20 protein-coding genes are annotated in these 21,113 nt (G+C 44.1%); 12 read left to right on the top strand and 8 right to left on the bottom strand.

Annotation, left to right across the window (positions count from 1 at the left end; genetic code table 11):
- The first annotated feature begins 11 nt into the window (after positions 1 to 11).
- The 12 genes from ACQY73_RS26925 (at position 12) to ACQY73_RS26870 (ending at position 13,479) form a co-directional block, all read left to right on the top strand.
- Positions 12 to 1,496 (top strand): M28 family peptidase, encoded by a 1,485-nt coding sequence (locus ACQY73_RS26925; protein WP_428657151.1) that lies wholly within the window; start codon positions 12 to 14, stop codon positions 1,494 to 1,496.
- A 43-nt stretch (positions 1,497 to 1,539) separates the two neighbouring features.
- Positions 1,540 to 1,767 (top strand): hypothetical protein, encoded by a 228-nt coding sequence (locus ACQY73_RS26920; protein ID WP_428657149.1) that lies wholly within the window; start codon positions 1,540 to 1,542, stop codon positions 1,765 to 1,767.
- Between the two features lie 98 nt (positions 1,768 to 1,865).
- Positions 1,866 to 2,174, top strand: a complete 309-nt coding sequence (locus ACQY73_RS26915) for a PIN domain-containing protein (protein WP_428657147.1) — start codon at positions 1,866 to 1,868, stop codon at positions 2,172 to 2,174.
- A gap of 16 nt (positions 2,175 to 2,190) precedes the next feature.
- Positions 2,191 to 3,066 (top strand): UTP--glucose-1-phosphate uridylyltransferase GalU, encoded by an 876-nt coding sequence (gene galU, locus ACQY73_RS26910; protein WP_428657145.1) that lies wholly within the window; start codon positions 2,191 to 2,193, stop codon positions 3,064 to 3,066.
- Positions 3,067 to 3,166: 100 nt separating this feature from the next.
- Entirely contained in the window at positions 3,167 to 4,498 is a 1,332-nt protein-coding gene (locus tag ACQY73_RS26905) for a sigma-54-dependent transcriptional regulator (protein ID WP_428657143.1), read from the top strand.
- A 225-nt stretch (positions 4,499 to 4,723) separates the two neighbouring features.
- On the top strand, positions 4,724 to 4,840 hold the full coding sequence (gene kdpF / locus ACQY73_RS26900) for a K(+)-transporting ATPase subunit F (RefSeq protein WP_428657141.1): 117 nt from the start codon (positions 4,724 to 4,726) through the stop codon (positions 4,838 to 4,840).
- A gap of 51 nt (positions 4,841 to 4,891) precedes the next feature.
- Positions 4,892 to 6,634 carry a potassium-transporting ATPase subunit KdpA gene (kdpA, locus tag ACQY73_RS26895; protein ID WP_428657139.1) on the top strand — a complete coding sequence of 581 codons (1,743 nt, stop codon included), beginning with the start codon at positions 4,892 to 4,894 and terminating at the stop codon, positions 6,632 to 6,634.
- A 14-nt stretch (positions 6,635 to 6,648) separates the two neighbouring features.
- Positions 6,649 to 8,703, top strand: coding sequence for a potassium-transporting ATPase subunit KdpB (kdpB, locus tag ACQY73_RS26890; RefSeq protein ID WP_428657137.1), 2,055 nt, complete (start codon positions 6,649 to 6,651; stop codon positions 8,701 to 8,703).
- A 189-nt stretch (positions 8,704 to 8,892) separates the two neighbouring features.
- Positions 8,893 to 9,456, top strand: a complete 564-nt coding sequence (locus ACQY73_RS26885) for a K(+)-transporting ATPase subunit C (RefSeq protein WP_428657135.1) — start codon at positions 8,893 to 8,895, stop codon at positions 9,454 to 9,456.
- Between the two features lie 70 nt (positions 9,457 to 9,526).
- Complete coding sequence (locus tag ACQY73_RS26880; RefSeq protein ID WP_428657133.1) at positions 9,527 to 10,603, top strand: porin; 1,077 nt, start codon at positions 9,527 to 9,529, stop codon at positions 10,601 to 10,603.
- 17 nt (positions 10,604 to 10,620) lie between these two features.
- The gene (locus tag ACQY73_RS26875) at positions 10,621 to 11,748 is read left to right on the top strand and encodes a sensor protein KdpD (RefSeq protein ID WP_428657131.1); all 1,128 of its coding nucleotides are present in this window, start codon (positions 10,621 to 10,623) and stop codon (positions 11,746 to 11,748) included.
- Between the two features lie 39 nt (positions 11,749 to 11,787).
- Positions 11,788 to 13,479: an ATP-binding protein gene (locus ACQY73_RS26870; RefSeq protein ID WP_428657129.1), complete on the top strand. Its 1,692-nt coding sequence runs from the start codon at positions 11,788 to 11,790 to the stop codon at positions 13,477 to 13,479.
- A 129-nt stretch (positions 13,480 to 13,608) separates the two neighbouring features.
- On the opposite strand, the gene ACQY73_RS26865 is transcribed toward ACQY73_RS26870, so the two are convergent.
- The 8 genes from ACQY73_RS26865 to ACQY73_RS26830 all read right to left on the bottom strand — a co-directional run bounded on the left by ACQY73_RS26865 (position 13,609) and on the right by ACQY73_RS26830 (position 21,064).
- Entirely contained in the window at positions 13,609 to 14,319 is a 711-nt protein-coding gene (locus tag ACQY73_RS26865) for a hypothetical protein (protein ID WP_428657127.1), read from the bottom strand.
- 118 nt (positions 14,320 to 14,437) lie between these two features.
- Positions 14,438 to 15,310 carry a LytTR family DNA-binding domain-containing protein gene (locus ACQY73_RS26860; RefSeq protein WP_428657125.1) on the bottom strand — a complete coding sequence of 291 codons (873 nt, stop codon included), beginning with the start codon at positions 15,308 to 15,310 and terminating at the stop codon, positions 14,438 to 14,440.
- 35 nt (positions 15,311 to 15,345) lie between these two features.
- Positions 15,346 to 16,338: a Gfo/Idh/MocA family protein gene (locus ACQY73_RS26855; protein ID WP_428657123.1), complete on the bottom strand. Its 993-nt coding sequence runs from the start codon at positions 16,336 to 16,338 to the stop codon at positions 15,346 to 15,348.
- Positions 16,339 to 16,474: 136 nt separating this feature from the next.
- Complete coding sequence (gene hemJ, locus ACQY73_RS26850) at positions 16,475 to 17,008, bottom strand: protoporphyrinogen oxidase HemJ (protein ID WP_428657121.1); 534 nt, start codon at positions 17,006 to 17,008, stop codon at positions 16,475 to 16,477.
- 86 nt (positions 17,009 to 17,094) lie between these two features.
- Positions 17,095 to 18,561 (bottom strand): transglycosylase SLT domain-containing protein, encoded by a 1,467-nt coding sequence (locus tag ACQY73_RS26845; protein WP_428657119.1) that lies wholly within the window; start codon positions 18,559 to 18,561, stop codon positions 17,095 to 17,097.
- A gap of 68 nt (positions 18,562 to 18,629) precedes the next feature.
- Entirely contained in the window at positions 18,630 to 20,081 is a 1,452-nt protein-coding gene (gene gatA / locus ACQY73_RS26840) for an Asp-tRNA(Asn)/Glu-tRNA(Gln) amidotransferase subunit GatA (RefSeq protein ID WP_428657117.1), read from the bottom strand.
- Between the two features lie 158 nt (positions 20,082 to 20,239).
- Complete coding sequence (locus ACQY73_RS26835) at positions 20,240 to 20,443, bottom strand: Sec-independent protein translocase subunit TatA/TatB (protein WP_428657115.1); 204 nt, start codon at positions 20,441 to 20,443, stop codon at positions 20,240 to 20,242.
- Between the two features lie 180 nt (positions 20,444 to 20,623).
- Positions 20,624 to 21,064 carry a YkvA family protein gene (locus ACQY73_RS26830; RefSeq protein ID WP_428657113.1) on the bottom strand — a complete coding sequence of 147 codons (441 nt, stop codon included), beginning with the start codon at positions 21,062 to 21,064 and terminating at the stop codon, positions 20,624 to 20,626.
- Positions 21,065 to 21,113: the final 49 nt, after the last annotated feature.

The raw sequence follows: 21,113 nt of genomic DNA, 5'->3' as shown, positions 1-21,113 counted from the left end.
AACGTTATACCATGCTTTCTGCAACACTCAAAACGGTCCTTTTTCTGATGTTTACCGCCTCGTCGGTTTTTGCGCAATCGCTCAAAAAACTGCCGGAAGCTCAATTTCCAAAGTCAGAAGTAGAAATGCACATGCGCTTTCTGGCATCTGACGAGTTGCAGGGGCGCCGTACCGGAGAGCAGGGCAATCTGGTAGCAGCCCGCTATCTTGCCGAGCAATTTCGTTCTTTAGGAATCAAGCCCGCTCCGGGTCAGATGGATTATTTACAATCGGTTCCTTTTGTCATTCAAAAAGTTGCTAAAGAAGGTTTACTGATCGCGGGAAATGACACTTTGCATTCCGGCAAAGAATTTGTGATTTTGGGCGGAGGCCCGGCCAATTTCAGCGCGGATATTATTTTTGTGAATTATGGACTGGCAACCGACTATACAACCGATGTAAAGGGAAAAATCGTGGTAGCGCAAGTAGGCACCCCCGAATCCAAAACACCGCAGGAGCTTTTTTCGGCTTCCAATGAAAAACGTAAATTGGCGACTGAAAAAGGAGCCGCCCTGTTGATCGAGTTGTTTACCGCCCAAATTCCGTGGAATTTTGCGTCACGCTATTTCGGTAATGAAAAGCTGAGTTTAGACAACGGCACAAGCACCGGTGTAACCCACGTTTGGGTAAACGGTCAGCAAAAAAAATACGCTGATCTGTTTAAAAGCGGGGCTTCATCGGCTAAATTCCAAACCACGGGGCGCGACCAACAAACCATTACTTCTTACAATGTTGCGGGTATTATTGAAGGAACCGACCCTGTGCTTAAAAACGAATACATTGTTGTAACCGCGCACTTTGACCACGTCGGAATGGGTAAAAAAGGCGGCAATACCTACACCGCCGCCGACAGTATTTTCAACGGCGCCCGCGACAATGTCTTTGGTACCGTTGCCATGTTGACCGCTGCCAAGACATTGAAGCTCCAACCCGCCAAACGCTCCATTTTACTTATTGGTTATACGGCAGAAGAAGTAGGTTTGCTGGGCAGTAAATATTATTCCGAACATCCGCTTGTGCCACTGAATCAATGCGTTTTTAACCTCAACAGCGACGGTGCCGGCGTTAGCGACAAGAGCATTGTTTCGGTCATTGGATTGAATCGAACCAATTGCAAAGACGAGATCGAAACCGCCTGTAAAGCGTTTGGTTTAGGAGTATTTGCCGACCCTGCTCCTGAGCAAAATCTTTTTGACCGCTCAGATAATGTCAACTTGGCCATCAAAGGAATTCCCGCACCTGATTTCGCTCCGGGGCTAAAGAGTTTTGACGCCGAAATCGCGAAATATTATCACCAAGCCGCCGACAATCCCGAATCGGTTGACTTTGATTATCTGCTCAAATTCTGCCAATCATTTGCGTATTCTGCCCGTCTTATTGCCAACAAACCCGTTCGTCCCTACTGGACCGCAGGCGACAAATACGAGCCGGCCGCTAAAGCGCTTTATGGAAAATAAGTGATTGTTTTTTGCTAATTTTGTTAAAAAACTACATTCATTTATGAAAGCAGTTGACCAATTGCCACTTAACGACGTTCAACTCAGCCTTCTTAGAATGTTTGCTCGCCCTATGTCGGAAGAGCAAACACTCAAAATAAGGAGAGCGCTAGTTCAGTTTTTATCCAATGAAGTGGATAATGAACTGGAGAAAGTTGTTAAAGAAAAAAATATTACCGACAAAGACTATGATAAACTGCGCAATCAACATCAACGTACTCCTAAAAAATGAGGGTTGTTATTGATACGAACGTCTTGCGCACAACCATCAGGAAAGGCAATTTTGAACGATTTATTTATGAAGCTTTCAAGGCTGAAGTTTTTGAATAGGTGGTAAGCACCGAAATTTTAAATGAGTATCACGAAAAATTAACTGATTTTTATTCAACTGAAACCGCAGATCTGATTATAAATATCTTAATGGCCGCTCCTAATGTAATCCTTGCCGAACCCGCTTTTCGCTGGAACTTCATCAGTGACGACCCTGACGACAATAAATTTGCTGACTTAGCGATTTCAACAAACGCCTTCTGTTTAGTTAGTTATGATCGTCATTTTAATATCTTCAAAGGAATTTCATTTCCAAAACTTAACGTTGTCAAACCAAAAGAATTTAAAAAAATAATTAATTGGCCATAGCGCCACTAGACCCCACATGATTCGTAAAGCCGTTATACCCGCCGCAGGTTTAGGGACCCGTTTCTTGCCCGCTACCAAATCTCAACCCAAAGAAATGCTTCCTATCATCGATACGCCCACCATTCAATACGTGGTGCAGGAAGCGGTCGATTCAGGCATTGAAGATATTCTTATCATTACCGGTCGCGGCAAACGTGCCATTGAAGACCATTTTGACCGCAATGTAGAGTTGGAAGCCAAATTGGAAGAAAAGCATGACGAATTGCTTTGGAATGAAATGCGCCGTTTATCAGACATGGCCAATATCCATTACGTACGTCAACGCGAAACCAACGGCTTGGGTGACGCCATTTATTATGCCAAACAACATGTTGGCAATGAGCCATTTGCTGTACTATTGGGAGACACGATCATGGATTCGGTCATTCCCGTAACTCAGCAATTGATTGACACTTATGAGCAATACCAAAGTACCGTGATTGCGGTAGAAACCGTACCGCGTGAAAAGGTAAATCGGTACGGAATTGTGGGTGGAACTGCTCTGAGCGATACCATCATGCAATTGGATGCACTGATCGAAAAACCTTCCATCGAAGCGGCGCCTTCTACGTTGGCCATTGCAGGACGTTATATTCTTTCTCCTGAGATATTTACCGCCATTGAGCAAACGGGCAAAGGCAAAGGCGGCGAGATCCAACTCACCGACGCCTTTCAAATCCTGCTGCGTCGCGAAAGTATCTACGCACACCGCATCGAAGGTGAACGCCACGACATCGGAAATAAGCTTGATTTTCTGAAAACCACCGTCAAATTTGCCCTCAAACGCAAAGAATTCTCTAAACCGTTTCTGAAGTTTTTGAAAGAGACGTTGGCGGAATATGATACTAAATAGTCAAGAGATGGTCAGAAGGTGGTCATGAGCAATAACTGTTGTCATTTCTCATTCAAAGTATAAACAACTCATGACCACCCTGCTGACATAAAATAACGTCATGTCCAATCTTCTCCTCATCGACGATGAAATTAAACTCCGTGGGTTGCTTAAACGCATTCTGGAGTTGGAAGGCTATCAGGTCAACGAGGCGGGAGATGCACAAACGGCGTTCAAACTTTTAGAAAAACAGGATATTCAGGTTGTTGTTTGCGACGTAAAATTGCCTGATGCGCACGGAGTTGAATTGACACAACGTATCAAAGAGCAATTTCCCCTCGTCGAAATCATCTTGCTTACTGCCTACGGCACCATTGCCGACGGCGTACAGGCCGTTAAGAACGGAGCCTTCGATTACCTTACCAAAGGTGACGACAACGATCGCATTGTGCCGCTGGTAGCCCGCGCCGTGGAAAAGGCCGAACTCCAACAAAAAGTTAAGCGATTAGAAGAAAAAGTCAGTCAAAAGTTTGGTTTCGGCAGCATTATCGGTACTTCAAAACCGATTCAGGACGCTGTTACGTTAGCCCGTAAAGTAGCCGTCACTGACACAACGGTACTGCTTTTGGGGGAAACAGGTACGGGAAAAGAAGTATTTGCTCAGGCAATTCACCAGGAAAGTCCGCGCCGCGACAAGCCTTTTGTGGCACTCAATTGCAGTGCTTTTAGCCGTGAAATTCTGGAAAGTGAACTGTTTGGCCACCGAGCGGGTGCGTTTACGGGTGCACTTAAAGATAAAAAAGGGCTTATGGAAGAAGCCCACAGCGGCACACTGTTTCTGGACGAAATCGGCGAGATGAGTCTTGACCTTCAGGCCAAGCTCCTGCGTGTTCTGGAAACAAATACGTTTTACAAGGTGGGTGATACAAAGCCTACCCAAGTAAGTGTGAGGTTTATTGCTGCTACCAACCGCGATTTACTAAAAGAAACTGAAAATCAGCACTTTCGTTTGGATCTATATTACCGTTTATCGGTTTTTGAGATCAAACTTCCCGCCCTCCGCCACCGTCTTGAGGATATTTCATTATTAGCAACGTATTTTGTGCAAGTCTACGCCGCTAAAATGAACCGACCTACGCCGAAACTGTCAGCGGCATTTTTAGAAAAATTGCAGCAAAATCTCTGGAAAGGCAATATTCGCGAGCTGAAAAATGTGATTGAACGTGCCGTTATTTTGGCAAATCATTCCGAATTAACACTACAGGAACTTCCCTTTGAAATGCAATTCGGCGCGCTAAATCTCACACAAAGTATAGCCACTTTAGCTGAAATAGAAAAACAGCACATTGCCCGGATGCTGCATCATACGCAAGGTAACAAAACCGAAACGGCTCGCCTTCTCGGCATCGGTCTCACTACGCTTTACCGGAAGATAGAAGAATACGAACTGTAGAGACGCCCTTTCCAAAATGAAAATCAACCCTTCCAAAACGGAAGGGTTTTTTATTGATGTATGAACAATAAAAAATACAACTACCTAATAAATAATCCCTTACATTCTTCTTCTTTCCAATGGCACAGCTTTGGCATACCTAATGGCATCTCATTAAAACAGATTTAATTATGGTTATGCTGATCAGTCTTCTTCTCACGGGCATTGGGTGTTTTGCCCTGTTCTATGGTTCCATTCGATTCTTTGACAAAATCTAACACTATGTTCACTATTCTGTTCATCCTCTCTTTGGCGGTGTTTGGCTACCTGGTGTACGTCTTACTCAAGCCTGAAAAATTTTAATAACCCCGCCCTTGCCCTCCCCTGTGAGGGAGGGTGTAAAATGATACAATTATGTTACAGGAAATTCTCGGTATCGGTTTAATTTTTGTCCTTACAGTTGCGTTCGCGCTGCCTTTGGGTCGCTATATCGCAAAAGTATATTTGGGGCAACCTACGTGGCTGGATTTTATGTCGCCACTCGAAAATGTTATTTACAAACTCTGTCGCATCAATCCTAAAAAAGAAATGACGTGGAAAGAGCACTTGGTGGCGTTGCTGACCATCAATTTTATTTGGTTTTTCTGGATGATGTTTATTCTGATGAACCAAGGTTGGCTTCCGCTAAATCCCGACAGCAACCCTTCCATGAGTCCCGATCTCGCATTCAATACAGCCATTTCATTTTTGGTCAATTGTAATTTACAACACTATTCCGGAGAAACGGGTGCCACTTACCTATCTCAAATGGCTGGATTGATGTTCATGCAATTTGTGACGGCAGGTACAGGAATGGCGGCGGCGGCAATTGTATTTAAAGCCATGAAACCTCTCCCCTCCGAGGGAGAGGCTTATACAAAGACTCCCTCCCTTCAGGGGAGGGTTGGGGTAGGATTAGGCAACTTTTATGAGTATTTTCTCAAATCATGCACTCGTATTTTATTGCCTATTTCGTTGGTATCGGCTATTTTTCTGGCCTTCAACGGCACTCCTATGAACTGGGAAGGAAAAGCCTCCATCGTAACCCTGCAGGGCGATTCGGTGCAGGTATCACGCGGGCCTGCGGCGGCCTTGATTGCCATCAAACAGGCAGGAACCAATGGTGGTGGATACTTCGGAGCTAATTCAGCCCACCCCCTGGAAAACCCTAATTACCTGACCAACATCGTTGAAAACATTCTCATTATCCTCATTCCGATTGCCTTTATCTTCGCGTTGGGTTTTTATCTTAACCGTAAAAAACTCGCTTGGATGATTTTTGGCGTCATGACTCTGGGCTTTTTCATTCTTTTGAGTGTCTCCGTTTATTTTGAAATGCAGGGTAATCCTGCCATCGACAAAATGGGTATCAGTCAAACGTTGGGCAGTACAGAAGGAAAAGAAATGCGCTTTGGATCGGCCGCTTCGGCTTTTTGGGGTATCACCACTACAACCACTTCCAACGGATCGGTCAATGCCATGCACGACAGCATGACGCCGCTTTCGGGGGCCATGCAAATGATCGACATGATGATCAATGCACTTTACGGAGGCGTGGGCGTGGGCTTCCTGAATTTTTACATCTTTATCATTATTGCCGTCTTCATTTCAGGGTTGATGGTGGGACGAACACCCGAATTTCTGGGCAAAAAGATTGAAGCCAAAGAAATGAAAATAGCCACGATCATCGCGTTGCTCCACACTTTTTTGATCCTGTCCTTTACGGCTCTTTCAAATTATGTATTTACCAAAGACCCAAGCGTAGGTTGGCTCAACAACCCCGGTTTTCATGGGTTTTCGGAAATGCTGTATGAATACACTTCTTCATCGGCCAACAACGGCTCGGGCTTTGAAGGCTTGGGCGACAACAACCCTTTTTGGAACATCACCTGTGGGATCGTGCTGATTTTGAGCCGCTACTTACCCATTGTAGGTCCAATCGCCATTGCCGGGATTTTAGCCAATAAAAAGTACATTCCCGAATCGGCCGGAACGCTCAAAACCGATACCGCTACGTTTGGTTTTATGGTTTTTGCCGTGATTTTCATCATCGCAGCCCTGTCTTTCTTCCCCGCATTAGCGCTGGGACCGTTGGCTGAGTTTTTCACTTTAAAATAATCTATCCCAAAGATATGAAACGTTCCCAATCCAATTCTCTCTTTCAGGGAGGGATGGCTAAAACAGCTCTGCTGGAGTCGTTTGTCAAATTAAATCCCGCTGTTATGTACCGTAATCCCGTTATGTTTACGGTTGAGATCGGAACGGTGGTGATGTTTATCGTATGCCTTCAAATTGCCTTTGGCGGTGATACCACCCAAGGAAGTTTAGCCTATAACATCGTTATTTTTACGGTGCTGTTTCTAACCTTACTTTTTGCCAATTTTGCCGAAGCCATCGCAGAAGCGCGCGGAAAAGCCCAAGCCGACAGTCTGCGCAAAACCCGGGAAGAAACGCCGGCCAAAGTTATCAGAACGATGGGCCGATTGAAGATAAATGAATTACAGATCATTCCGTCTTCCCAACTCGAAAAAGGGGATGTGTTTGTCTGCGATGCGGGTGATATTATTCCGACCGACGGCGAAATCATTGAAGGATTGGCAACCATTGATGAATCTGCTATTACAGGAGAATCTGCTCCCGTTATTCGCGAAGCAGGGGGTGATAAATCGTCGGTAACGGGCGGAACCAAGGTGCTTTCGGACCATATAAAAGTCAAAGTGACGACGCAGCCCGGCGAGAGTTTTCTGGACAAAATGATTGCCTTAGTAGAAGGAGCTTCGCGTCAGAAAACCCCTAATGAAATTGCGCTCACGATCTTGTTGGCCGGTTTTACGCTGATCTTCGTTATCGTCTGCGTTACGCTTAAACCTTTTGCCGATTATGCCAATACGCCTATTACGATTTCTGCCTTTATCTCTCTTTTTGTGTGTTTGATTCCAACGACGATTGGCGGTTTGCTTTCTGCCATCGGAATTGCCGGTATGGACCGGGCATTGCGGGCCAATGTGATCACCAAATCCGGGAAAGCTGTCGAAACGGCCGGTGATATTGACACCCTGCTTTTGGACAAAACAGGAACCATTACCATTGGAAATCGCAAAGCCACGCAATTTTGGCCAACAGAAGGCATCAGCCAAGATAGGTTTATTACTTCCGCGCTGTTTTCCTCCTTAGCCGATGATACACCTGAAGGTAAATCAATTCTTGAATTAGGCCAACAAAAAGGGCAGAAACTCCCTTCTCTTCCCCAAAATGCCGAGATGATAAAATTTACGGCCGAAACGCGCTCATCTGGGGTCAACTTACCAAACAGTGTTCGTATCCGAAAAGGAGCTCAGGATTCCATTCGCAATCTGATCGAAAGAGCGGGCAACGTATTTCCAAAAGATACCGCTGAACAGGTTAGAATAATCGCGACGAATGGCGGTACGCCTTTGGTCGTATCCGAAAACGAGAAAGTGTTGGGTGTCATTGAATTACAGGATGTTATTAAACCGGGTATTCAGGAACGCTTTGAACGTTTGCGTAAAATGGGGGTAAAAACAGTCATGGTAACGGGCGATAATCCACTCACGGCCAAGTACATTGCCAACGTGGCCGGCGTGGATGATTTCATTGCCGAAGCCAAACCGGAAGACAAAATGAACTACATCAAAGCCGAGCAGGCAAGCGGCAAGCTCGTGGCTATGATGGGAGACGGTACCAACGATGCCCCCGCCCTAGCCCAAGCGGATGTAGGCGTAGCGATGAACAGCGGTACACAAGCTGCCAAAGAAGCCGGCAATATGGTTGATCTGGACAACGATCCCACCAAACTGATCGAGATCGTGGAAATCGGCAAGCAATTGCTGATGACACGCGGTACACTCACTACGTTTTCCATTGCCAACGACGTAGCCAAGTATTTTGCCATCGTTCCGGCATTGTTTATGGCCTCGATCCCTGCATTGCAGTCACTCAATATCATGCATTTGGCCAGCCCACAAAGTGCCATTCTATCGGCCGTCATTTTCAACGCCATCATTATTCCAATGTTGATTCCGTTGGCGTTGAAAGGCGTGGCGTACAAACCTATTGGGGCAAGCGCCCTGCTGCGCCGCAACTTGCTGATTTATGGCTTGGGAGGTCTGATCGTACCTTTTATCGGTATCAAACTCATTGATATGATTGTAGGAAGTCTGATGTGAGATTATTGTAGGTTACTCAGCTTGTGATGGAGGTTACTCATAACCTCCATCCGGGTTTCTCAAAACCCAATGAGAGGGTTGGTGTCGGGGGTTACTCCTAACCCCCGACCGGGTTTCTTAAAACCCAATGAATAATCATGATAGATTTAAAATTCGTCCGTACGACAAAAAACAGTTCCAATTATTAAAATGAAAACGCACATAGTTCCCGCTCTATTGATGACCCTCGCAACGTTTGTTGTATTTGTGGTTATCTATCCTCTGATCGTTTGGGGGTTTGCCCAATTTGCTCCCGAACAAGGTCGTGGAGAAACCGTTTCTGTCAACGGTAAGGTCGTAGGTTTTGCCAAAATAGGTCAGAAATTTACCGATGATAAATACTTTTGGTCGCGCCCATCGGCGGTAGAATACAACGCTGCCGGCTCTGCAGGCTCCAATAAAGGGCCTTCCAATCCTGATTATTTGGCGCAGGTACAGGCTCGGATCGACACATTTTTGGTGCATAATCCTACGGTACAAAAATCAGCCATTCCTTCTGAGCTCGTCACAGCTTCGGGAAGCGGACTTGATCCTGACCTCTCGCCGCAAGGTGCCGAGGTGCAAATTGCCAGAATTGCCAACGCCAGAAATATCGCTGAATCTAACGTTCGGGAGTTGGTAAAAAGACACACCAAAGGCCCGCTTTTGGGTATATTCGGGCCTTCGAAAGTCAATATTTTGGCCTTGAATATCGCTTTAGACCAATTGAAGTAACGATTAACGACTGCCGGACAAATACGTTCTGAACCGGCAGTTCCTTATTTTCCACAAATCAGACATTATCATGAATAAGTTTATAACAACCATAATAGTCGGTCTGCTGTTCTCACCGGTATTTGCTCAAAAGATTGACTCCACCGCAAAGCTTATCATAAGTGGCTACATAGAAGCCTATTACAGCTATGATTTCAATCAACCTACCAACAATGACCGCCCGGTATTTGTATACAGTCACAATCGTCATAATGAATTTAATATCAATTTAGGTTTTATCAAAGCCGCTTATGCCGGCGAACACGTTCGAGGAAATGTAGCTTTGATGGTTGGGACGTATGCCAATGCCAATTTGGCCGCCGAACCGGGCACCTTGCGTAATATATTCGAAGCCAATGTCGGCGTTAAACTTTCAAAAACGAAGAATATCTGGTTAGATGCAGGCGTTTTTGCCTCACACATCGGTTTTGAAAGTGCCGTTTCAAAAGATTGTTGGACGCTTACCCGCAGCCTGATGGCCGATAATACACCCTATTATGAAACAGGAGCAAAAATCAGCTACACCACCGACAGCGGCAAGTGGTTCTTATCCGGGTTGGCGCTTAATGGTTGGCAACAAATGCGGCGGGCCGATGGTACTACGCGTTTGGCAGCGGGTACCCAAATCACCTTTAAACCTTCCGGTAAAATAACACTTAACTCCAGTACATTTTTGGGTGGCCGCCCCGATAACTCCAACCGAACGCGTTTTTTTCATAACCTCTACGGTACCTTTCAGTTAACGGAGAAATTGGGTTTCATTGCTGATTTCGATTACGGCATGGATCAGCGTCAAACCGGTTTAGCCGGCTATGATTCCTGGACAAGTTGGGTTGCCATTCTAAAATATCAACTTAGCCCTAAAGTGAGCGCAGCAGGGCGTATCGAAAATTATACGGATAAAAAGAGTTTGGTCATTGCTGTCACTCCTTCAAACAATTTCCACGCCAATGGGTATTCCATTAACTTTGACTACGCTCCGATTCCCAATGCAGTATGGCGCATAGAGGCCCGTCAATTCGTTAGTCGGGACGATATTTTCGAAAAAAACGGCAGAGCAACAAACCATGATTTTACGTTGACTACTTCACTGGCAATCTCATTTTAACATTACCTTATTTGGCCATGCCTGAGCAAACCGAACAAAACGCCCAATATTTCCTTGACCTCATCAAAAAATCACGACGAGGTAAGTTTAAGGTATATATCGGTATGAGTGCCGGCGTAGGGAAAACGTACCGAATGTTGCAGGAAGCCCACGCCCTTTTGCGCAACGGCGTAGATATTAAAATTGGTTTTGTGGAAACCCATCGTCGGGCTGATACGCACGCATTGACAGAAGGTTTGCCGCTCATTCCGCACCGTACGGTTTTTTATCGGGGAAAAGAGCTGGCAGAAATGGATTTGCAGGCCATTCTGAACCTTCATCCTGAAGTGGTGATCGTGGATGAGTTGGCGCATACCAATATCCACGGCTCCAAAAATGAAAAGCGTTGGCAAGATGTATTAGACATTTTGAATGCCGGAATCAATGTCATTTCGGCCGTTAACATTCAGCATCTTGAAAGCCTCAACAACGATATTCTGCGTATTACCGGCGTTGAAGTCAAAGAAACAGTGCCCGATAGTGTATTGGAACAGGCTGACGAAGTGGTAAACATTGATCTCACCGCCGATGAACTCATTGCCCGCCTGAAAGAAGGTAAAATCTATGATCGTACCAAGATTGAAACGGCGCTCAATAATTTTTTCAAATCCGATAAAATCTTGCAGTTGCGCGAATTGGCGCTGAAAGAAGTGGCGTCGCAGGTAGAACGAAAGATAGAGACAGAAGTCCCCAAAAACGCCGCCTTCCGCTCCGAACGATTTGTGGCCTGCATCAGTTCTAACCATGAAATTGCCAAGAAAATAGTGCGTAAAACCGCCCGTTTGGCCAGTTATTACCAAGGAAAATGGTACGTATTGTACGTTCAAACGTCGGGAGAAGCTACCGACAAAATCGGCTTGGCAACTCAACGTCACCTCATTAATAATTTTAAATTAGCCACTGAACTCGGCGCCGAGGTGATTAGGGTCAGAAGCAATGAAGTAGCACAAACTATTTTTGATACGGCTAAAAAACACAATATTACTACCGTTTGCATCGGCAAACCGCACGGCAATTTCTGGAAAAACCTTACAGGCAATTCACTCTTTTTCAGACTATTGCAAAAAGTTTCCGATACTGACATTGATTTAGTAGTCATCAGTTAAAAAATCCCCTCCCTCACAGGGGAGGGCTAGGGTGGGGTCATGAAACTAAAAACCAAACTTCGTCTTGCGCTTACCTTTCTGTTTGCCGTGATCCTTTTACTCGGCACGTTAGGAGCATGGTATCTCAAAAAACTCTCCAACGAAGCGCAGGAGATATTGAAAGACAATTATATCTCGCTCGAATACATTCGTAACATGCGTAATGTGATTGATGAAAATGTGTGGAAAAATGAGAATATCCTGCTTTTTGAAAAAAGCCTTTTCTTTCAGGAACAAAATATCACAGAAATAGGTGAAGCTGAAGCTACGCAGCAATTAAGAAGGCACTTCAACGCTTTTCGTCGGAATCAGGACAGTACTCGTATTCGACTCATTACGCAGCAGTTGGCTAAGCTTACGGATGTCAATATGCAGGCCATTGTGCGCAAAAATGAGCAGGTCAAAAAAACCGCTGATGAAGTGTATACCTATATGGTGCTTATTGCTACGATTTGTGCACTGGTGGCTTTTTCATTTATCATCAATTTCCCGAATACCATCGCCGAACCTATCCAACAGCTTACCGAAGGATTGCGGGAGATCAGCCGAAAAAATTACGAATCGAGGTTAGGAGTAGAGCGCAGTGATGAATTGGGTGAAATGGCACATGCGTTCAATCAAATGGCACAAAAACTTGACGAATATGAACACAGCAGTTTGGCAAGGGTACTGTTTGAGAAACGCCGTACCGAGACCATTATCAACCAAATGAATGACGCCATCGTAGGCTTGGATGAAAATAATCATTTGCTGTTCATTAACTCTGTCGGCGCTGAAATGCTTGGCCTGGACGCCTCCCAAATAGCGGGTAAATACGCTCCGGATGTTGCCCTCAAAAATGACTTATTACGCACCTTGCTAAACGACGAAACCTCTTCCAAGCCGCTCAAAATATTTGCCAATGAGCGTGAAAGCTATTTTGCGAAAGAGGTATTGGACGTACAAAACGGTGAACAGCGAATTGGCAGGGTAATTATTCTTAAAAACATTACTCCTTTCCACGAGTTGGATCAAGCCAAGACCAATTTTATTGCTACCATCTCTCATGAGTTAAAAACTCCCATTTCCGGTATCAAAATGAGCCTCAAGCTCCTTGCCAATCAACGCATTGGTGAGTTGAACGATGAGCAGAAAAACCTGCTTAATCACATTCAGGAAGACAGTCAGCGCTTACTTACCATTACCGGTGAATTGCTGGATATGTCACAGGTCGAAACGGGCAATATTCAATTGAATTTCAGAAATGTAGCTCCACAGGAAATTGTTGAAATGGCAACCGGTGCCTTACGTTTTGCGGCCGAGCAAAAACACATTGACCTTCACTCCGATCTTCCCTCCTCATTGCCTGCCATTCAGGCCGATTCAGACAAAACAACATGGGTATTGATGAATTTTCTTTCCAACGCCATTCGGTACAGTCCTGAAAAATCCATTATAGAGATTTCTGTTAAAACCAATCAAAAATACGTAGAGTTTTCGGTGCAGGATGTTGGAAAAGGCATTGAACTTAAATATCAACAACGCATCTTTGACCGCTATTTTCAAGTGCCTACCAATGGCCAAACCAAATCCGGCACCGGGCTTGGTCTGGCCATTTCCAAAGAGTTTATCGAAGCCCAAAAAGGACACATCGGCGTTGAAAGTGAACCGGGAAGCGGCAGTCGTTTTTGGTTTCAGTTACCGGTAGTTTAGCTCGTCGGGATTTTTAATCCCGATGCAGTCTGATGGCAGATTTGCAATCCGCATTACCCTTTCCAAAGTCCCTTGGCTCGTCGGGATTTGCAATCCCGACGTAATCTGATGGCGGATTTGCAATCCACACTATCCCTGCCAAAGTTTTCTAATAACTACCAAATGAGAAAATAATACAACTGGCACCACAAATCCCGGCAACCAAATAAAAGAAGGTTTTAAGACGCCAACATTCGGTTGCTCAAAACCCAATTGCTGAAAGGGAAACGGCGCAGACAAAACTGCCGTAGTTACGATATTTATCAATAGCCCCAACGCAATTATATTCCACCAAAGCAATACTCTAGAAGACCATTTGTTCCGAGAAAAAACCATAAATACCACAAGGGGAGCGGTTAAACCCGCCAAAATATCCAAGTTTCGTCCTTCAAAAGTCATGACTCCGGGAATTTGACCAACTATAAATAATTGAAAAAGCAAAAGCTCTACCCCGATTCGTACCGTGTGTATCCAAGTCAGTTGACGAAGTGGTAATTGATCAATGAATTTGCGGCCATCCAAGCGTAGAAATAAAATTATAATCAGTAATAAAGGAGGCAGAATCGCTATCAAAAATCGAGGTGGTACTACCGTTACATTTAAAAAGAAGGCGTTTTCTGCCAAAACATAGAGAAAACTCAACCAAAGTAAACAGCCCATCAAAATAAGCAGCGCCTGCTTTTGGGAATTCTTTCGAAGGATATAATACATTCCAATAACAAGCAGTATGACCAATAACGTAAAACAGGCCGAAAGCCACACGGGAATGGGAAGATAGAGGGAGTGTAAATCGGGTTGCATGATGAAAAAAATAAAAGACCGGCAATAGTACCGGCCTCAAAGTAAACACACCCAATTTGATGGTTTATACCAATAAACAACTTTAAAAATGAATGGTACACTTTATGAGGACGAATGGTCAACCGTTGACGGCAGAATCCAGCCACTTTCTAAACTCGGCACTTCGATAGCGACTTACAACTACATCTTCTGTGGCTTGTTGTTGGTGCAATGAAGGCGACAATGAAACAACCAATTTGCGATTTACGTCGTCTTTCACCGACTTGATTGCGCCCAATCCTGCTATAATTTGTCGATTTAACGGAAAGAAATAATCATTTTCCAATTGCTCAGAGAGCTGCATCAGCGACTGATAATCAGTCGTTAGCTTTGTTCCATTGGATTTAACCAAAAGTACTATTCCTCCTGTCGAATAAAAATACGCTATTTCAGCGGGTTGCAGAAGTACTTGCCCGCTCACCGTCTCTACTCGAATCAAACTTGGCACCGCAGTTAGTTGGCTTTTTTTATGCAAGCGATGATCAAATTCAATGCTCGTCTGCGATTTTGCCCAATAAATGGTTTGAAGCAAATACAAGGCAATATAACTGCCATTAAAAATAGTGGCAATCGTAGCACATACCACCATTCCCGTTGCTAAGATTGACGGCGTGGGCCAACGGCCTGCATATATCCATTGCGACAGCGGAAATACTACCAAAAAGGTAAGCATCGTGCATAAACCATTCAATCCTATCTGCCGAACAATCCGTCGTAAGGGATCAATATAAAACGGCATTCGAACATCCATCCAATGAAACAGACGCACGTTTACTTCCCAACACGAAAACATCACAGTAGCAACAGTCAAAAAATACGGCCAAGGAAATTGGTAAGTGACTTGCCAAGGGAATTGTTTAGTAAAAACGACATGAGAGGCAACCAAAGCGGCTAACGGGATAGCAATAATTCTTGCATTCCGGTCTTGTTTCCGCGAAAATACCCTTTCCATGCTTCCTGTTTTAAACCGCTAAAATCCATTGGGTTTTACCCTTCATCTGTTACATCAAACTCTTTGTATACCAATCCGATTTCCTGCCGTACGGCATCAAGCAGAGAAATCAGATTCATACTATCTGTCAACGACCACCCATCACTTTCAAGCTTTTTTGCTGTCAGACAGGCATTCACCTCTTCTATTTCGTACTGATACCCCCACGTCGGGCGGTCAAACGTAAATGTTTCAGTTGTTTCATCAGCATATTCTACGGTAACTTCCTTGCTTTCATGCCAACGTGAGCTAATGGATATAGACCCTTTTTCCCCGTACACAAATGCTTCACAAGGGGTTTTAGCCATGAACGTACAATCCAGAAAGGCAAATTTTTCGTCATTATAAGTCAACGTCATTCCCGTAGACTCATCTACTTTAGTTGCACCAAAAATAGCCTGTGCCGTAATTTTGGTAGGTTTTCCTAAAATGAGGTAAGAGAAAAACAAAGGGTAAATACCGATATCAAGCAACGCACCACCACCCAGATCTTTATTAAAAGTGCGCCTATCCACATCATAGGGCGCTTTAAAACCAAAGTCTGCTTTCACACCCAATACTTTTCCAATGGCTCCCGATTCGATGATTTCAAGGGTTTTGAGCGTAGTTGGCAGAAAACGTGTCCATAGGGCTTCCATTAAAAAGACATTTTTGCTGCGTGCTACGTGGATCATTTCGCTTACCTGAGCGGTATTCATGGCAAAAGGCTTCTCGCACAAAACAGCAATTCCTGCATTGAGACATAACAGCGTATGTTCAAAATGCCCGATGTGAGGCGACGCAATATAAACTACATCCAGTTCGGGACAATTAATAATCTCTTCGTAGCTTCCGTAGGTGTATGTTGCCCCATATTCACGGGCAAACAGTTGCGCCCGCCCTAAATCACGCGAGGCTACGGCCGTGAGTTTGGCATTAGCTACCTGCATTAAGTCTTGAGCAAATTTATGCGCGATGCGCCCCGGCCCGATGATTCCCCAACGTGTCATGTAGATTTTGGTTTGAGTTTAGACAAAGAAACAATCAGACAAACAAGAATTCCAAATAGTTGGCGGAATTAATCACTTTCGTGTTAACAATTAGAAAATTATGGAATTAGAATTATGACTGCAAGATAAATATCCTCTACCCTTCCCGACGTTTCTTATAGGCTTTGGCAAACATGAACAACAAGAACCCAAATGCCAACACCCCGGAGAAAGCATAAAGAAAATTGAGCATGCTTTTCAAAACACCAAGCAACACAATGCTTACCAAAAAGAGCGTAGGAAGTTCGTTGAGAAGACGAAACTGGAAAGAATCAAAGGGCTTTTCACCTTTTTCCAGTTTAACAATGATACGCTTACACCAAAGATGATAAACGGTGAGAAGAATGATAATGGAAAACTTAACATGAAACCAACCCATTTGCCAATACGAAGGATTGAGAAAGGTCATAGAAAGGCCGCAAGTCCAAGTAAGCATCATGGCGGGATTACAGATGATTTTGTAAGCACGTCGTTCCATAAGGCCGAATTGCTCCTTAAAAGGCTGACGAAGGTGCTCGGGTTTTTGATCCGCCTCGGTATGGTATACAAATATACGTACCAAATAAAATAAGCCTGCGAACCAGGCCACGGCACCGATGAGGTGAAAGGCTTTAATGTAAAAAAGAGCCATAACTTGATGTTAATTGTTAATCGAAAGGAGTTATTCCAATAAAACCCCAAATAACGATTAACAATTAACAATTAACAAGTTTTGGGCTATCCAACCAATAATTTTTGACCTCTGCGCACCATATTTCCCCGAAGGCGATTCATCTTTTTCAGGCGAGATACATCAATTCCGTACCGCTCTGCAATCGTTGAAAGCGTATCTCCTGCCTGTACACGGTGATAACGTATTTTAATTTTTGTATTGGCCTTGCTTTTAGAAGAACCTCCGGCCAAACGTTGCAAAGTAGTTGACTCTTTATAAACAATGAGTCGTTTTCCTCTCTGAATTTTATTGGAACGTATTCTATTCCATTTTTTCAGATCATACGTATCTACACCATAACGATTCGCGATTTTTCCGAGTGTCTCGCCCGAGCGTACCGTATGGTACACTTTTTGGGTTTTGCGTTTAATGATGGTCTCAGGATCATCGCTCTCATCTTCGGCAGCGACAAGACCTCCTACTTTTTTAATGCCTGTAGTACTGTCTGAAATATCACCATTGGCTGCCAGAGCGGCAATAGCGCTAAACGGCGTTCTGGAAGCAGAGTCCCAGATCATTTGGCGGTTTTCTGCCAGATAATTATAACAATGGTTGGGAACTCGCAGTATACAGTTTTTAGTCTTCGCCGGTAATTCTGTATTGATAAGCATAGGATTCAGCTTATACAGTTCCTCCATTGTGATTCCTCCCAACTTGGCAAAAGTAAAGAGGTTGAAATAACCCGAAACCTGAATGGTATCTGACACCGTCGGAAATTCAGGAACTTCAGGAAAAATACCATGATCGGCGTGGTAGTGCATCATGTAGGTAATCGCCACAAACTGAGGAACATAATGCCGAGTTTGCTTAGGCAAAAAGTTATATATTCCCCAAAAAGTACTAGATCCTGACCGACGCATAGCGCGTTTTACATTGCCCGGCCCGACATTATAAGCAGCCAATGCCATTTCCCAGTCCCCAAACGCATTGTAAAGGCGCTTCAAATAACGACAGGCAGCATCCGTTGATTTTACCGGGTCAAAACGCTCATCAATATAATCATCCTGATGCATTCCGTATTCACGTCCGGTAGCGGGCATAAACTGCCACAATCCCCCCGCACCTGCATATGAAATGATTCGGGGATTCAATCCTGATTCGATCAACGAAAGAAATTTCAACTCACGCGGCATCCCGTATTTTTCGAGGGTCTGCTCATAAAGCGGAAAAAATAAATTCATCTGCTCCAGCATCTTTTTAACAAAGCTGGGCTTCCGATAAATGAAGTATTCAACAAATTGATGTGTTACCTTATGATACCGCAATGGAATCTCGTTCTGCAACTTGGCCAACCGTTCTCGTATCACCATTTCCGGTACCGTTGAGTCTGCCATTACCTCAACTTGTAATAGTTGCTCTTCTACCGTACCGGTATCAGCTTCTACTTCCTGTGAACGAACGGATGTTCCTGTTCCAAGCCAAAACATCCCCATCAACATCCCTACCCCCGCGATTCGCTTCAATTCCATCATTGCTTTTGGTGTTTTCTCGTTAGGTTTTACATTTTTTTCGTTTCGTTTTCAATGGCTGAGCTGTGTGCCTATACAACAGAATGCTGCGGCGTATGTGTATCTATAAGCTGTTTTGAAAAAGCCAATAATTCAGCCTCTCCAAAGGGTTTTCCCATTATTTGCAATCCCATCGGCAATCCCTGCGCATCCACTCCATTTGGGATCGAAATGGCAGGATTTCCCACTACATTGGCTTGCACCGTAAAAATATCCGCCAAATACATCTGCAACGGATCTTCGGTTTTGTCACCAATCGGAAAAGCCGTTGTAGGAGTGGTAGGCATCAGTAAGAAATCATATTTTTCAAAAACTCGGTCGGTTTGTTCTTTCATCAACCGACGTACTTTTTGAGCTTTGGTATAGTAGGCGTCATAATAGCTCGCACTCAGAACAAAAGTTCCGAGCATGATCCGACGCTTCACTTCTTTTCCAAATCCTTCACTCCGTGATCTTTTGTATAAAGAGGTCAGGTCTTCCGCTTTATCGGTTCTATGACCATAGCGAACCCCATCAAATCGGGAAAGATTTGAACTGGATTCGGCGGTAGTCAGGATGTAATACGTGGGAAGAATATACGCGAGTAAATCGAAGTCAACGGGCTCTACTACATGCCCCAACTCGCGCAATGAATCTAATTTAACCTGCATTGCCTGTTTGATCTCAGGTTGTAAACCTGCACTTTCCAAGCCTTCGCGGAGATACCCGAGACGAAGCGTTGGTTTCAAACTATCCGAAAGTTGAGTATAAGCCGCGACAGGCCGTGTAGAAACTGTACTGTCAAAATCATCAGCACCTGCCATGATTTCGAGCAACAACGCCGCATCTTCAACACTTTTGGTAATAGGTCCAATACAATCAAAGGAAGAACCATACGCCACCAATCCCCAGCGAGAGATGCGCCCATAGGTTGGCTTAAAACCGACTAATCCGCAAAAGGCGGCGGGTTGGCGCACTGAGCCTCCCGTATCAGAACCTAAGGAAACCAAACACATATCTGCCTGCACCGCTACCGCAGAGCCTCCTGATGAACCACCCGGAACCCGGGTAATATCTGCCGCATTGCGAACAACGCCAAAGGCAGAGTTTTCATTGGAAGATCCCATTGCGAATTCATCGCAATTTTGGCGCCCAATGATAATTGCATCTTCGTCTAAAATTCGCTGAATTGCGGTGCCTGTAAATTGGGATACGAAGCCCTCCAGAATTTTACTGCCGGCCTGTAACCCGTGGTCTTTGTAGCACAATACATCTTTGATTCCAACAACCATCCCGGCCAATCTTCCTGCTTTTCCTGCGGCAATTTTCAGATCAATTTCTTCGGCACGTTGGCGTGCTTCTTCATCATAAACTGCCACAAAAGCGTTCAGGGTCACGTTTTTCTCTTCAATATTTTTAAGATAATACGCTACCAACTGACGACACGAAACGGAACCGTCATTCAAATCTGCCTGTATTTCACGAAGCGATGTGTAGTACTTCAAAACGAAAGGGTATTATTAATAAGGTAAATCAAGGTTGGTATTAAATAAAAAATCGGCAGTAGCGCTTACGCTACTGCTGATTTGGGTATTTGAAGCATTTATTAGAGTTTAAACGCTGTTTTCAGGCGCTCAAGCCCATCCAAAATTTTTCAAACGTACTAGCGACTTACGTCGTCCAGTCCTTTTTCAATATTTTCTTTTACCTCTTTAGAGGCATCTTTGAATTCACGAATGCCTTTTCCCAACCCTTTCATGAGTTCAGGAATTTTTTTCGCTCCGAAAAGCAGTAATACAATAAGGCCGATCAAAAGGATTTCTTGTCCTCCCAAGCCCAAAATCAAAAAAACCGAAAGCATATTCATCTGAAAAATAAGTTAGTGATTATTTAGTTATCCGTTATTTGAAAACAGTACCTATTCACAAATAACAAGTCATTGTACGTCAATAAAACGAAATTGGGCATCAATTTTACCTTACATTTTTGAAATTTAACCCTTTTTTAAGATTTCGTTCTGCAAAATTAACAACTATTTTTCGAAATATCAGTCTATTGAGACGGTATTTCGCTGAGATTCCCATTGGCGAAACGCCTGTAAGTCATCTCCGATTGCTTTAAAAAGCCATATCACCAACGCAATATCGTCACTAAAACCGATCACCGGAAGGATGTCCGGAATTAAATCGATCGGTGAAAGGAAATAAATCAATACTGCAATAATTCTGGTGAGTGTTTTCCAAGGTACAGCCTTGTACTCCCCTGAAGTATAGGCTTTCAACAACCGCGCCAATACTCCGACCTTTTCGCGCAAGGCTTCATATCCTTCACCTTTTAAGGCATTTGTTTTGTTCAAAACATCCTTCAAAAGCTGTAAAAGGCTGCCGGTATTACGAGCATAGCGGCTTGCTTTACCCGTAGCATTTTTAAAAAATACGGACTTCAATACGCGTACAAGAATGTTGTCGGTAGTGGACTCAGTAGGCATTTCTTAAATTAATAGTTAAATGGTTATATGGTTATTTTACTTTATCAAC

The organism is Runella sp. (assembly GCF_965279615.1).
Classification (GTDB): domain Bacteria; phylum Bacteroidota; class Bacteroidia; order Cytophagales; family Spirosomataceae; genus Runella.
Note: the sequence above shows the minus strand (reverse complement) of the source record. Positions and strands in the feature narration are given on the sequence as shown.

Excerpts from the sequence above, each read along its gene's own strand:
- ACQY73_RS26925 (WP_428657151.1), top strand. The coding sequence starts at position 12 with ATGCTTTCTGCAACACTCAAAACGGTCCTTTTTCTGATGTTTACCGCC.
- ACQY73_RS26920 (WP_428657149.1), top strand. The coding sequence starts at position 1,540 with ATGAAAGCAGTTGACCAATTGCCACTTAACGACGTTCAACTCAGCCTT.
- galU (WP_428657145.1), top strand. The coding sequence starts at position 2,191 with ATGATTCGTAAAGCCGTTATACCCGCCGCAGGTTTAGGGACCCGTTTC.
- ACQY73_RS26905 (WP_428657143.1), top strand. The coding sequence starts at position 3,167 with ATGTCCAATCTTCTCCTCATCGACGATGAAATTAAACTCCGTGGGTTG.
- kdpF (WP_428657141.1), top strand. The coding sequence starts at position 4,724 with ATGGTTCCATTCGATTCTTTGACAAAATCTAACACTATGTTCACTATT.
- kdpA (WP_428657139.1), top strand. The coding sequence starts at position 4,892 with ATGTTACAGGAAATTCTCGGTATCGGTTTAATTTTTGTCCTTACAGTT.
- kdpB (WP_428657137.1), top strand. The coding sequence starts at position 6,649 with ATGAAACGTTCCCAATCCAATTCTCTCTTTCAGGGAGGGATGGCTAAA.
- ACQY73_RS26885 (WP_428657135.1), top strand. The coding sequence starts at position 8,893 with ATGAAAACGCACATAGTTCCCGCTCTATTGATGACCCTCGCAACGTTT.
- ACQY73_RS26880 (WP_428657133.1), top strand. The coding sequence starts at position 9,527 with ATGAATAAGTTTATAACAACCATAATAGTCGGTCTGCTGTTCTCACCG.
- ACQY73_RS26875 (WP_428657131.1), top strand. The coding sequence starts at position 10,621 with ATGCCTGAGCAAACCGAACAAAACGCCCAATATTTCCTTGACCTCATC.
- ACQY73_RS26870 (WP_428657129.1), top strand. The coding sequence starts at position 11,788 with ATGAAACTAAAAACCAAACTTCGTCTTGCGCTTACCTTTCTGTTTGCC.
- ACQY73_RS26865 (WP_428657127.1), bottom strand. The coding sequence starts at position 14,319 with ATGCAACCCGATTTACACTCCCTCTATCTTCCCATTCCCGTGTGGCTT.
- ACQY73_RS26860 (WP_428657125.1), bottom strand. The coding sequence starts at position 15,310 with ATGGAAAGGGTATTTTCGCGGAAACAAGACCGGAATGCAAGAATTATT.
- ACQY73_RS26855 (WP_428657123.1), bottom strand. The coding sequence starts at position 16,338 with ATGACACGTTGGGGAATCATCGGGCCGGGGCGCATCGCGCATAAATTT.
- hemJ (WP_428657121.1), bottom strand. The coding sequence starts at position 17,008 with ATGGCTCTTTTTTACATTAAAGCCTTTCACCTCATCGGTGCCGTGGCC.
- ACQY73_RS26845 (WP_428657119.1), bottom strand. The coding sequence starts at position 18,561 with ATGATGGAATTGAAGCGAATCGCGGGGGTAGGGATGTTGATGGGGATG.
- ACQY73_RS26835 (WP_428657115.1), bottom strand. The coding sequence starts at position 20,443 with ATGAATATGCTTTCGGTTTTTTTGATTTTGGGCTTGGGAGGACAAGAA.
- ACQY73_RS26830 (WP_428657113.1), bottom strand. The coding sequence starts at position 21,064 with ATGCCTACTGAGTCCACTACCGACAACATTCTTGTACGCGTATTGAAG.